General features: G+C 60.4%; 8 protein-coding genes. 5 read left to right on the top strand and 3 right to left on the bottom strand.

The window, feature by feature from the left end; all coding sequences use genetic code 11:
• Positions 1 to 2 precede the first annotated feature (2 nt).
• Positions 3 to 1,724: an oxalyl-CoA decarboxylase gene (oxc, locus tag WFJ47_RS06865; protein ID WP_127101810.1), complete on the bottom strand. Its 1,722-nt coding sequence runs from the start codon at positions 1,722 to 1,724 to the stop codon at positions 3 to 5.
• 108 nt (positions 1,725 to 1,832) lie between these two features.
• On the bottom strand, positions 1,833 to 3,143 hold the full coding sequence (gene frc / locus WFJ47_RS06860; RefSeq protein WP_127101811.1) for a formyl-CoA transferase: 1,311 nt from the start codon (positions 3,141 to 3,143) through the stop codon (positions 1,833 to 1,835).
• 302 nt (positions 3,144 to 3,445) lie between these two features.
• Here frc and WFJ47_RS06855 point away from each other — a divergent pair, with 302 nt between their 5' ends.
• From WFJ47_RS06855 to WFJ47_RS06835, 5 genes are all read left to right on the top strand, one after another.
• Positions 3,446 to 5,209 (top strand): NAD(P)-binding protein, encoded by a 1,764-nt coding sequence (locus tag WFJ47_RS06855; protein ID WP_336761851.1) that lies wholly within the window; start codon positions 3,446 to 3,448, stop codon positions 5,207 to 5,209.
• Positions 5,210 to 5,230: 21 nt separating this feature from the next.
• Positions 5,231 to 8,983, top strand: coding sequence for a pyruvate:ferredoxin (flavodoxin) oxidoreductase (nifJ, locus tag WFJ47_RS06850; RefSeq protein WP_336761850.1), 3,753 nt, complete (start codon positions 5,231 to 5,233; stop codon positions 8,981 to 8,983).
• 275 nt (positions 8,984 to 9,258) lie between these two features.
• Positions 9,259 to 10,212 carry a bifunctional enoyl-CoA hydratase/phosphate acetyltransferase gene (locus WFJ47_RS06845; RefSeq protein WP_336761848.1) on the top strand — a complete coding sequence of 318 codons (954 nt, stop codon included), beginning with the start codon at positions 9,259 to 9,261 and terminating at the stop codon, positions 10,210 to 10,212.
• A 316-nt stretch (positions 10,213 to 10,528) separates the two neighbouring features.
• Entirely contained in the window at positions 10,529 to 11,512 is a 984-nt protein-coding gene (locus WFJ47_RS06840; protein WP_336761846.1) for a putative oxygenase MesX, read from the top strand.
• A gap of 44 nt (positions 11,513 to 11,556) precedes the next feature.
• Positions 11,557 to 12,597, top strand: coding sequence for a methionine synthase (locus WFJ47_RS06835; RefSeq protein WP_336761844.1), 1,041 nt, complete (start codon positions 11,557 to 11,559; stop codon positions 12,595 to 12,597).
• 63 nt (positions 12,598 to 12,660) lie between these two features.
• Here WFJ47_RS06835 and urtE read toward each other — a convergent pair whose 3' ends face one another.
• A complete protein-coding gene (urtE, locus tag WFJ47_RS06830) occupies positions 12,661 to 13,356 on the bottom strand; it encodes an urea ABC transporter ATP-binding subunit UrtE (protein WP_127101815.1) in 696 nt (231 codons plus the stop codon).
• Position 13,357: the final 1 nt, after the last annotated feature.

Genomic DNA, 13,357 nt, shown 5'->3' with positions numbered 1-13,357 from the left:
TCTCACTTGCGCGCGTCGGTTTTCGGGTTGAGCTTGCTCAGATGGCCGCTTTCCGTGCCCACATGAGGATCGATCGCGACCGTGATCATGGCAGGCCCCCCGGAGGCGAAGGCGGTGTCGAGCGCCTTTTCGAGGCTGTCGGGCGTGTCGGCGTAATAGCCTTTGCCCCCGAAGGCCTCGATGATCTTCTCATAACGGCCATTGACCTCGAGCACGGTGACGCCGGGATCATTGCCGCCCCCACGATTGATGTCGTCTCCCCGGTAGATCCCGCCATTATTGAGCACTATCACCACGACATTCAGGCGGTAACGGCAGATGGTTTCGACCTCCATGCCGCTGAAGCCGAATGCGCTGTCACCCTCGATGGCGACCACGGGCTTGCCGGTTGTGATGGCGGCTCCGATGGCATAACCGAGCCCGACGCCCATCGTTCCCCAGCTTCCCGGATCGAGGCGGCGGCGTGGCTTGTCCATGTCGATGATATTGCGGGTGATATCGAGCGTGTTTGCCCCCTCATTCACCAGTACGTAATCACGCCCTTCCAGCTTCGACCGGATGGTCCCGATCGCAGTGAAGAAATTCATGGGCGTGGTCTTGGTGGCGAGGCGCTGCGTCATCTTCTCGGTATTGATGCGGCGTTTGTCTTCGATACGCGCCAGCCATTCCGCGGGCGCCCTGACCCCGGCCTTCTCCAGGGCCGCGCCAAGGGCCACCACGCAGGTGCCGATATCGCCGGCAATCGGCGCGGCGATCGGTCGGTTGCTGTCGAATTCCTCGGGGTTCACGTCGATCTGGATGAACTGGGCCGCAGGAGACCATTGCGGCGGCTTGCCATGGCCCAGCATCCAGTTCAGGCGCGCCCCGATCAGCAGGACGACATCGGCCTGGCCGAGCACGAGCGAGCGCGCAGTGGCAGCGGAGGCAGGATGCGTATCGGGCAGCAACCCCTTGGCCATTGACATGGGCAGGAAGGGAATGGCGGTGGTCTCGATCAGGCTGCGAATGGCGTCATCTGCCTGTGCATAGGCCGCGCCCTTGCCAAGGATGATCAGCGGAGTTCTGGCATTCTGCAACAGGGCGGCCGCACGGGTGATCGCCTCTGGAAGAGGTTGCTGTGCGCTGGCCGGGTCGACCACCTTGATCAGGCTCTGCGCCCCGGTCTCTGCGTCGAGTGTCTCGCTGAGCACGGCGGAGGGCAGGTCAAGATACACGCCGCCCGGCTTGCCCGAAACAGCGGCGCGCAAGGCGCGGGCGACTGCAATGCCGATATCCTCGGCACGATTGACGCGATAGGCCGCCTTCGCGAAGGGCTTTGCCGCCGTAAACTGGTCGAGTTCCTCGTAATCACCTTGTTGCAGATCCACGATCGCACGATCACTCGACCCGCTGATCAGGATCATGGGATAGCCATTGGTGGTGGCGTTGGCGAGGGCCGGCAGCGCGTTGAGAAAGCCGGGAGCCGAAGTGGTGAGGCAGACGCCGGGCTTGCGTGTCAGATAACCCGCGATCGAGGCCGCATGGCCCGATGGCTGCTCGTGACGAAAGCTGATGAAGCGCATGCCCTTTTCCTGCGCCAGTCGTGCCAGATCCGTGATGGGAATGCCCACGACGCCATAAAGGGTTTCGATCTCATTGAGCTGCAGCGCATCGATGACGAGGTGGAAACCATCTGTCTGTGCTGGGCCATTCTCGACCCCGGCCGATGATGTTGTTTCTGACATGGAATAAATCCTCCCGATCGCCCTCCCGTATCGTCGGGACGAAGGGGAGGGCGCGCGATTATGGGGAAGGGAAGGGGATGCCCCGTATCGGGCATCCCCTGGCGTCTGTCAGGCGCAGACGACTTTCTTCTTGCGCAGATCAGCGATCTGCTCGGGCGTGTAGCCGAACTCGCCCAGGATCTCGTCCGTATGCTGGCCCAGGAGCGGCGCAGCCTTGATGTCCGGGGTAAATTCGCTGAACTTGATCGGATTGATGGTCAGGAACGAGCCGCGCACTGGCTGCTGAACCTCAACGATCGTCCCGGCATCGCGCAGATCCTTGGACTCTGCGATTTCCTTCATCGAAAGCACAGGGGCGCAGGGTACGCGATATTTGGAAAGATGCTCGACCGCCTCGTATTTGTTCTTGTCCGCCAGAGATGCTTCGATTGCGGCGAAGATCTCGAACATATGGGTCTCACGTGCCTTGGTGGTGCTGTAGTGGGGATCGGTCGCCCATTCGGGCTTGCCGATAGCCTCACAGGTCGGGCCCCAGTCCTGCTCCTGCACGGTGCAGTAGATATAGGCGTTCTCGTCCGTCTCCCAGCCCTTGCATTTCAGGATCCAGCCTGGTTGGCCACCGCCACCGGCATTGGCACCACGCGGAACCGTATCGCCGAATTTTCCATCGGGATATTGCGGGTATTCTTCCAGATGCCCCACGCGTTCCAGACGCTGCTGATCACGCAGCTTGACGCGGCAGAGATTGAGCACCGAGTCCTGCATCGAGACGCTGATCTTCTGACCACGTCCAGTGCGCTCACGCGCAAAGAGGGCGGTCAGAACACCGATCAGAAGATGGTTGCCGGTATTGCTGTCACCCAGCGCAGCGGCCGAAATCAGAGGGCCGTTCGCGTTGCCGGGCGCCTGACCGTCCACATGGGGCAGTCCGTTCCAGTACCCGGTGGTGGAGGCAGCGCCACCCGCACATTGCGCCACGTTTTCATAGGCGCTGATATGCGACCATGGAGAGGCCTCACCGAAGCCTTTGACCGTGCCATAGATCAGGCGCGGATTGAGCGCGTGAAGGACATCCCAGCCAAAACCCATGCGGTCCATGGCGCCAGGACGGAAATTCTCCAGCAGGATGTCGGCCCATTTCAGGAGCTTCTCGAATACTTCACGCCCTTCAGGTGTTTTTGTATTCAACTCTATGGAACGCTTGTTGCTGTTCAGCATGGTAAAATAAAGCGCATCCGCATCAGGGATATCCCGTAGCTGACGACGTGTCACATCGCCCACGCCCGTGCGCTCGACCTTGATGACATCTGCGCCGTACCAGGCGAGCAGCTGGGCTGCTGACGGGACGGATTGCACGCCACCGAAGTCGATGACCTTGATACCGCTAAGGGGCTTCGTGTTTTCCTGTACTGCATTCATGATCGAGACTCCTGGTTTTTGCTTTTTTCTTGTCTGGTTCTTCGGAGATTCAACTCAAGACCCATGATGATATGGATAAATAAACGCCCGTGGGAATAGCGTTCAGGCTATGAACTATGACAATAAATGTTGATTTCAAAAATGATATTATGAGGGAACTTCTACCCAAAGAGCGGTTTACAAGGGGGTGTTCCGTGAATTCTCAGCGTAGAATTAGGATTTTGATTTGCCTCAATGAAAATACCGTCAATAAGAGTATATGATCACTTCTTGCAATAACGAATTCCATCATTTGGGATTCGATGATCGTTCGATTGGCTGTCGTTCAAATTCGGGCGAGTGAAAAACGAAAGAACAAGGAAAGCTTCCCGATGACCGAAAGGCTGCGAGACCTCAATCAGGCGCTTCATGTAAGAACCCGGATCGGTGTCGGCAGTCACCGGTCGCGACTGCCCCATTATGTGTCCTTCATGCCGCCATGCAATCATGCCTGCCCAGCCGGGGAGAATATCCAGGGCTGGCTCGCCCATGCCGAAAAAGGGGCCTTCGAAGCGGCCTGGCGTCTTCTGGTGCAGGAAAATGCGCTTCCTGCCATTCATGGGCGGGCCTGCTACCACCCATGCGAGGGGCAGTGTAACCGCGCCGGGCTGGATGAACCCATCGCCATTCACGAAGTCGAGCGTTTTCTCGGCGATCTGGCCCGCGAGAACGGTTGGAAAGTGTCGTGTGGCGCGGCGACGGGCCGGCGTGTGCTCGTGGTCGGATCGGGGCCTGCGGGTATTGCCTGCGCCTATCATCTCGCGTTGCTGGGCCATGCCGTCGAGATCAGGGAGGCCGCGCCACGGCCGGGGGGTATGATGGCATATGGCATTCCTGCCTATCGCCTGCCCATGGCGGTGCTCGATGACGAGATTGCCCGCGTTCTGGCCATGCCCGGCGTGACGCTGCGCTGCAACAGCCGGGTCGATGACCTGTCCCGGCTGATGGACGAGGAAAAATTCGATGCTGCCTTCGTCGCGGTTGGTGCCTCGCGCGCCCTGACCATGACGCTTCCGGTCGCGCAGGGGCGTCAGGCCGTGGAGGCAATCGACCTTCTGCATGCGGTTCGGGAGGGAAAACGCCCCGTCCTTGGGCGCGTGGTTGCCGTGATTGGTGGGGGCAATGTCGCTATGGATGCCGCGCGAACGGCGCGCCGTCTCGGGGCGCAGGAGGTGATCATGATCTATCGCCGTGATCGCGATCACATGCCCGCCCATACCGAAGAGCGCGAGGCGGCCGAGGCCGAGGGCGTGACCATACGCTATTGCAGCATTGTCAGGCGTTTCAGCGCACAGGGTGTCGAGATTGAGGCCGTCAGCCTCGACAGGGATAATGGCCTCACCCCGACGGGGGAAATCGACTGTATCCCTGCCGATACCGTCATCCTGGCCATTGGCCAGCACGCAGACCTTTCGCTCTGTGCGGGTTTTACGGACATTGTGATCGATCGCGGCGATGTGCTCGGGGTCGATGAGGCCTTCATGACCGGACATCGCGGTGTTTTCGCCGGGGGGGATTGCGTTCCCGGGACACGTACGATGACGACCGCCACCGGGCATGGCAAACATGCGGCCCGCGCGATTGATGCCTATCTGAGCGGGCTTTGCCTGCCCGTCAGGCACAAGCCCGAGATCGTGACCTTCGATATGATGCACATGCCCCTGCTCGTGATGGCAGGGCGCGCAAAGCCCCCCGAACTGCCCGCGGCACAGCGCGCCGGGTTTGAGGAGATCGTAGCCGGGCTGGTTGAAAAATCCGCCCGACGCGAAGCTGGGCGGTGCCTCTCCTGCGGGAATTGTTATGAATGCGATAACTGTTTTGCAGCCTGTTCGGAACAGGCCATCACGCGCCTTGGCCCGGGCAAGGGTTACGCCATCTCCGCAGCGCTGTGCACGGGATGTGGCGATTGTGTCGAGCAATGTCCCTGTACAGCTCTGGCCATGCGCCCCGAGCCTGTGGGCGCGGTCCTAGATGACGGGGCAATCGGGGAACCACTCTCACCCGTGAAATTCATGGTCAGAGCCTGAACGAGCCGAAAGGGCAGAAAAATGAGCAGGAAAACAGCCGCCCCTGAAGCGCGCGATCGGAAGGCAGCGGAGATGGGCGCGCAAGACACGACGCCCAGCAGAAGTCACGAGGCAGCCGCGCCAGCGGACAAGGTGACGGCCAAGATCTCTGCTTCGGGGTCAAGCCAGGGCGCGCCCTCGGCCTCGGCCAGACTGACCACGCTCGATGGCAATTCCGCGGTGGTGCATGTGGCCTATCGCGTGAACGAGATCTGCGCCATCTATCCCATCACCCCGTCATCGCCCATGGCCGAGACCGCCGATAGCTGGGCCAGTGCAGGGCTGAAAAATCTGTGGGGCAACGTTCCTATCGTGCAGGAGATGCAGGCGGAAGGCGGTGCTGCAGGATGCGTGCATGGCGCCCTCCAGAGCGGCGCGCTCACAACTACCTTCACCGCCTCACAAGGCCTGCTGCTCATGATCCCCAATCTGTACAAGATCGCGGGCGAACTGACCTCGACGGTCGTGCATGTGGCAGCGCGCGCGCTCGCCGCAGGGACCTCGTCCATTTTCGGCGATCATCAGGATCTGATGGCGGTGCGTCAGACCGGCTTCGCGCAAATCGGTGCGGCCTCGGTGCAGGAGGGGCACGATCTGGCGATCATTGCCCAGGCTGCGACCCTCGAATCCCGTGTGCCGTTCATTCATTTCACGGACGGATTTCGCACGTCGCATGAGTATAACTCGCTCGACATCGTGCCAGATGGGCAGATCCGCGCGATGATCGATGAAGATCAGGTTCGAGCCCATCGTGAGAGAGCCCTCAGTCCCGACAGGCCATTCATTCGGGGAACCTGGCAGAACCCGGATACCTATTTCCAGACCCGCGAGGCAGTGAACACCTATTATCTGCGTACTCCCGGCATTGTCAGGGCGGCGATGGACCGGTTCGCGGCCCTGACGGGGCGTCAATACGGCCTGTTCCGCTATGAAGGTGCGCCCGATGCCCGCCATGTGGTGATCGCCATGGGGTCCGGTGCGGAAGTCGTACGCGAAACGGCACTCTGGCTGAACGCCCATGATACGAAGCGCAAACTGGGGGCGCTGCAAGTCGTGCTCTATCGCCCTTTCGATGCAAAGGCATTTCTGGAGGCACTTCCAAAGACGATCGAACGTATCGCCGTGCTCGACCGCACTAAAGAACCCGGCGCCCCTATGGAGCCGCTTCATGCCGATATCGTGGGCGTGCTCGCCGAGGCCGTGGCGACCGGGCAGTTCCCGCATATGCCACGGGTGATCGGTGGGCGTTATGGCCTGTCATCGCGTGACTTTCATCCCGGCATGGCGCGGGCTGTATTCGACGAACTGGCCCAGCCGACCCCGCGCGCCGCGTTCACCGTCGGGTTGATCGATGACGTTACCCATCTGAGTCTCGAGTACGATGAAGGGTTCGATATCGAGCCTGCTGGCACGACGCGTTGCCTCTTCTATGGCGTGGGGGCAGATGGCACGGTGGGTGCCAACAAGAACAGTGTCGAGATCATAGGCGCTCTGAAAGGGCGCTATGCCCAGGCCTATTTCGATTACGACTCCCATAAATCAGGAGCAGAGACGGCGTCTCATCTGCGTTTTGGCAAGGCACCCATCACAGCCCCCTATCTGATCCGTCATGCCGATTTCATCGCCTGCCATAAATTCGAATTCCTCTTTCGGCGCGACCTGCTGGGGGCTGCCAATGAGGGGGGCATCTTCCTGCTCAACAGCCCTTTCGGACCGGACACCGTCTGGGAGCAACTGCCCCGCAAGGTCCAGGATCAGATCATCGACCGGAAGCTGCATTTTCACGTCATCGACGCCTCGCGTGTCGCCCTGGAAATCGGGCTCGGCCCGAGGATCAACACGATCCTGCAGACCTGTTTTTTTCATCTGACAGGCATTCTCCCTCAGGAAGAGGCCATCGCAGCCATCAAGGCGTTCATTCAGAAATCCTATGGAGCCAAGGGCGGAAATATCGTAGCGCTGAACAACGCTGCGGTGGATGCCGCTGTGGAGGCGCTGCACGCGGTGCCTGTGCCGCAGCGCGCCGAGGGAACGCGCGCCATGCCGCCTCTCGTGCCGGAAGACGCCCCTGATTTCGTGCATCGTGTCACGGCCGAGATCATGGCGGGGCGTGGCGAGATGATTCCGGTCAGCGCCATTCCGGCCGATGGTACGTTCCCTGGTGGTACAACGCGTTTCGAGAAGCGCAATATCGCCGTCGAGGTGCCGGTCTGGGAACCCGAGCGCTGCATCCAGTGCGGGCAATGCAGCATCGTCTGTCCGCATAGCGTCATTCGGGCCAAGACCTTTGAGACGACCTGCCTCGATCACGCACCGGCGGCGTTCAAATCGGCTCCGGTCAATGCAAAAGGGTATCCCGATACACGCTATACGCTGCAATTCTATGTCGAGGATTGCACGGGATGTGCAGTCTGCGTGGAGAATTGCCCTGCCATCGACCCCGAAACGCAGGAACGCGCCATCAACATGGCCGAAAAGATGCCGCTGCTTCAAAATGAGCGTCGGAATATCGGGTTTTTCGAGACCATTCCGGAGCTGGAGCGCATGAGGGTCAACCCCTCGACCGTGCGCGGTGTGCAGTTTCTCGAGCCGCTTTTCGAGTTCAGCGGTGCCTGCGCGGGATGTGGCGAGACACCCTATCTCAAACTCGTCTCGCAGCTATTCGGCGACCGGATGCAGATTGCCAATGCCACCGGCTGCTCGGCTATTTTCGCAGGCAATACCCCGGCGCACCCATGGAAAGCCAACGCCGAGGGGCGTGGTGTCGCCTGGTCGAACTCTCTCTTTGAGGATAATGCGGAGTTCGGTCTCGGCTTTCGTTTGGCCATCGACAAGCAGACAGAGCTCGCCCGCGCGCTGACAGAAACACTGAAAGCGCGTATTGGTCCCGATCTCGCCCGGGCTCTTCTGGATGCGCCTCAGGAGACGGAATGGGATTTTTCGCTGCAGCGCGCGCGCGTCAAGGCGTTGAAGAGCACGCTTGCAGCCTTGCCCGATGAGGCGCGTCAGGGCGAGGCCGAAACCCTGCTGAGCGTGGCCGACCACCTCGTACGTCGATCCGTCTGGATCATCGGTGGCGACGGGTGGGCCTATGATATCGGCTATGGGGGGCTCGATCACGTGCTGGCGCAGAATCGCAACGTGAATATTCTGGTGCTCGATACCGAGGTTTATTCGAATACAGGCGGTCAGTCCTCCAAGGCAACGCCGATCGGGGCTTCTGCCAAATTCGCCGCTGCTGGTAAACGAGCCCCGCGCAAGGATCTCGGCCTACAGGCCGTGTCGTACGGGAATGTCTATGTGGCCCAGATCGCCATTGGCGCTGATCCAGAGCAGGCGCTGACGGCCATACGTGAGGCAGAAGCCCATGACGGGCCGTCACTCATCATCGCCTACTCCCAATGTATCGCTCACGGCATCGATATGCGTGATGGCATGAAGCAGCAGGCCCGCGCCGTAGCGTCAGGATACTGGCCACTCTTTCGTTTTGACCCGGCGATGCGCAAGGAGGGCCTCAATCCGTTCCAACTCGACTCTCCGCGTCCGCGGATACCCTTCGAAGACTATGCCTATCGCGAACTGCGCTACAAAACCCTGTCGCGCACGGCGCCGGAAGAAGCAGAGCATCTGTTGCATCAGGCTCAGGCCGCAGCCTTCGAACGTTATCGCCTCTATGAGGATATGGCGGAACGCGACGGCAGGCGCTTCCTGCCTCACTGGGAGGACGTAGAGTAACGAAGGTGTGCTCAGCCGAGCGCGGCCTTCGCGCTCCCTCGGCATGGGGGCATTCTCTGAGTGGATACGCGCTGCTCCCGTTGGGCAGGAGAGGATGGGCGAGCCGTAATCACCGTGGCTCGGGCTGTTTCCCTGCCTCGCCGGCCATCAGATTTCCCCTGGGGGCACCCTTCCCCTCGAAATCGACCGCAGGTCCTCCATGCGTCGTTTCCCGCCCCCTTTATTCGGGGAACGACAGGGATGTTTCCTCACGGGCATGATCAAGAGACAAGACGATGACAGAAACACGCCTCAATAGCGCGGCAGATACGCGGCACACGGCTTTCGATGCGTTGATCGCACGCGCCAGAGCTTCGGGCGCCGTGCCCTACGCCATTGTCTGGCCCTGTGAAGCCCACGCCCTTGCCGGGGCCATAGAGGCGGCGCGCCGGGGAATTCTGATGCCTGTGCTCGTGGGCAACAGGGTTCTGATGGAAAGGGCCGCTCAGGAGGCCGGGTTGTCCCTTGTTTCGTATCGCGTGGTCGAGGCGGCTACACCCGAAGAGGCCGTGAGCGCAGCTATCGCTTTGGTTCATGAAGGGACGGTGTACGGGCTGGCCAAGGGCAGTCTGCACACGGATGTGCTCATGCATGGGGTCGTCGCGCAGGAGAGCGGTTTGAGAACCGATCGGCGTATGAGCCATGTGTTCATGATGGCGGTCCGAGGCCGGGCAGAGCCGCTTTTTCTGACAGATTCCGCCATCAATATTGCGCCCGATCTGACGACGAAACGGCATATCGTTCAGAATGCCGTCGATCTGCATCACGGTCTGGGTTTCGGAACACCGCGTGTGGCCATTCTCTCAGCGGTCGAGACGCTCAATCCCAGGATACAGGGAACGCTCGACGCGGCCTGTCTGAGCAAGATGGCGGAACGCGGCGAGATAACCGGTGCCATCGTGGATGGTCCCCTGGCCATGGATAATGCGGTCGATGCAGAGGCGGCATGCATCAAGGGTCTGACGTCGCCCGTAGCGGGGCGCGCGCAGATTCTGGTCATGCCCGATCTCGAGGCCGGCAATATCGCGGTGAAGACGCTCAGTTTTCTGGGGGAGGCCCGTTGTGGAGGGCTCGTGATGGGCGCGCGCGTGCCCATTCTTCTCACCAGCCGGGCCGATACCATCGAGGCGCGGCTCGATTCCGCCGCCATGGGCGCTGTCTATGCGCGCTTTTTGAACCAGAAAGCCTGAGAATGCGGCCTCAGCGGTCGAGGCAGGGCATTCACCCCGCGTTGTCCGATGTGGCTGACGCATGACACGCTATACGATGACCCCGCCCTCTCACTCGTTACGATGAGCTGTGCCGTCACGCATGAAATATGAAGATTCCTCATGGATTGATCAGAACAAATCATTTCCGCTCACGATAGCGCGCAGGCATAAACGGGACGCGCCCTGAAAACCGGTTCCCCGACATCACCAGCCAGGGCAGCGCAGGTCTTTCGGGTCATTCAGGTCTCGTTCCAGTGAGGCCGGACCGCGACCGGGTTTGGGAGGAAAGAACGACATGCAGCCCAGCGTCACATTCGACATCAGGAAAACCCGCTTCGATACCGGGTATTGTCCTTCTGATCAGACCCGGATCACCACCAACTTTGCCAATCTGGCACGGGGCGCCAATCGCGAGGAGAATCTTCGCAGCGTATTGCGAATGATCGACAACCGCTTCAACGCAGCAGCGCATTGGGATAATCCGGCGGGTGATCGCTATGCGCTCGCACTCGAAATCATCTCAGCGGAAATTCTGATCGATGATGGAGGTACCGAAGCGCGCTTTCCTGCCATCGAAATGCTCAACATCGATATCCTGGATCAACGGGAAGACCGGCGGATCAGGGGCATCGTCGGAAATAATTTCTCGTCTTATCTGCGCGACTATGATTTCAGCGTGGCCTTGCCTGCCCATAATGCGCAGCGGGCCGCGTTTGCGGTGCCGGATGATTTTGGTGTGCTGCACGGGCGTATCTTCAGAAATTTCCTCGCATCGGAAATCTATCGGAAGAACTTCGATAAATCGCCGGTGATATGTCTGAGCGTGTCCAGCGATAGGACCTATATCGCGACGCCAAACCGCCATCCGGTCCTGGGCGTGGAATATAGCCAGCATGATCCGTCTCTGACCGATCATTATTTCGGTCAGATGGGGCTGCGGGTCCGGTATTTCATGCCGCCTCAGGCAGTGGCACCGCTGGCATTCTACTTCCAGGGCGATCTGACGGCCGATTATACCGATCTCGAACTGATGGGCACGATCGCCACGATGGAAACATTCCAGAAAATCTATCGCCCTGAAATCTATAACGCGAACTCCGCTGCGACGGCGCGGTATCAGCCCAGCCTGCGCGCTCAGGATCACTCACTCACCCGTATCACCTATGATCGCGAGGAACGCACGAGGCTCGCGATCGAGCAGGGCAAATATGCCGAGGCGCATTTCGTCACGCCCTATCGTGATTTCCTTGCGCAATGGTCCGGGGCCTGTACCGCCTGATTTTTGCCACTCGCAATGCGACTCTTCATTCAAAGGCCTCGACCATGAATAAATTCCTCCCTACTTCCACGGCGGGTAGCCTGCCCAAGCCATCCTGGCTGGCCCAGCCCGAAACACTCTGGTCAGCCTGGCGATTGGCGGATCAGGATCTGGCAGAAGGGCGTCAGGACGCGCTCTCTCTGTCATTGCATGAGCAGGATCTCGCGGGGATCGATATCGTCAGCGATGGCGAGCAGACGCGCCAGCATTTCGTGACCACCTTTATCGAACATCTGAACGGCGTCGATTTCGAGAAGCGCGAGACTGTCCGGATACGCGATCGATACGATGCCAGCGTGCCGAGCGTGGTCGACGCGGTATCCCGATCCAGACCGGTTTTTGTCGACGATGCCAGATTCCTGCGTCAGCAGACGCGCAAGCCGATCAAATGGGCGCTCCCCGGTCCCATGACGATGGTCGATACCCTGTACGACAACCACTACAAGAGCCGCGAGAAACTTGCCTGGGAATTTGCCGGTATTCTCAATGAAGAGGCCCGGGAGCTGGTCGCGGCAGGGGTGGATATCATCCAGTTCGATGAACCTGCCTTCAACGTGTTCTTCGATGAAGTAAACGACTGGGGTATCGCCGCGCTGGAGCGTGCGAGCGCAGGTCTGACCTGCGAAACGGCCGTGCATATCTGCTACGGCTACGGGATCGAGGCCAATACCGACTGGAAGGAGAGCCTTGGCTCGGAATGGCGTCAGTATGAGGCGATCTTCCCGAGACTGCAGCGCTCGCATCTCGATATGGTGTCGCTCGAGTGCCATAACTCCCGCGTGCCGATGGATCTGATCGAGCTTATCCGCGGCAAGAAGGTGATGGTGGGGGCGATCGACGTTGCCAGCAGGAGCGTCGAAACCGCTGAGGAGGTGGCGAGGACCCTGCGCAATGCCCTGCGCTTTGTCGATGCCGACAAGCTGTATCCGAGCACCAATTGCGGCATGGCGCCTTTGCCGCGCGATGTGGCGCGCGGCAAGCTAAAGGCTCTGAGCGCCGGTGCGGCGCTGGTGCGCGCCGAACTGACAGGGAACCAGGCAGCCTGAACGCGCTCCCCCTTGGTCGGGCTTTTCGAGCAACCGAAAGCCCGGCCTTTCGAGGAGGTGCTTTCAGATAGCCACGTAGCGCCGGACCTCTTCGGCTTCCAGCGTCGCCGCGGCACCGGACACGACCACGCGTCCGCGATCGAGCACCACAATCTGCTGCGCGAGTTCGAAGGCGAAATCGAAATACTGCTCCACGAGCAGGATCGCCATATCGCCCCGCCGACGCAGGGCGTCGATCACCCGGCCGATATCCTTGATGATGCTGGGTTGAATACCCTCGGTAGGCTCATCCAGCACCAGAAGACGGGGCTTGATGACGAGTGCGCGCGCAATTGCAAGCTGCTGTTGCTGACCGCCCGAGAGATCGCCGCCGCGCCGTGTCATCATCTTTCCCAGCACTGGAAAGAGATCGAAAATCTCCTCCGGCAGGCGTCTTTCACCGCGTGGCAGCAAGGCAAGCCCGGTTTCAAGGTTTTCACGTACTGTCATGAGCGGGAAGATGTCACGTCCCTGTGGAACGGTCGCAATTCCCCGTCGTGCCCGCTCGTAGGCGGGCAGCGCGGTGATGTCCTCGCCCTCCCAGGTGATGCAACCGGAGGAGACTGCATGCATGCCGGTCACGGCGCGCAGGGTGCTCGTCTTGCCCACGCCGTTGCGCCCCAACAGACAGGTGACCGATCCGGGCTCGGCCTTGAGCGAGACACCGCGCAGGGCGATCGCAGCACCATAATGCAATTCGATCTGGTCGACATTCAGCATG

The sequence above is a fragment of the Asaia sp. VD9 genome (genome assembly GCF_037150015.1).
Classification (GTDB): Bacteria; Pseudomonadota; Alphaproteobacteria; order Acetobacterales; family Acetobacteraceae; genus Asaia.
The sequence above is the reverse complement of the archived record's forward strand: the minus strand, read 5'-3'. Positions and strand labels throughout refer to the sequence as shown.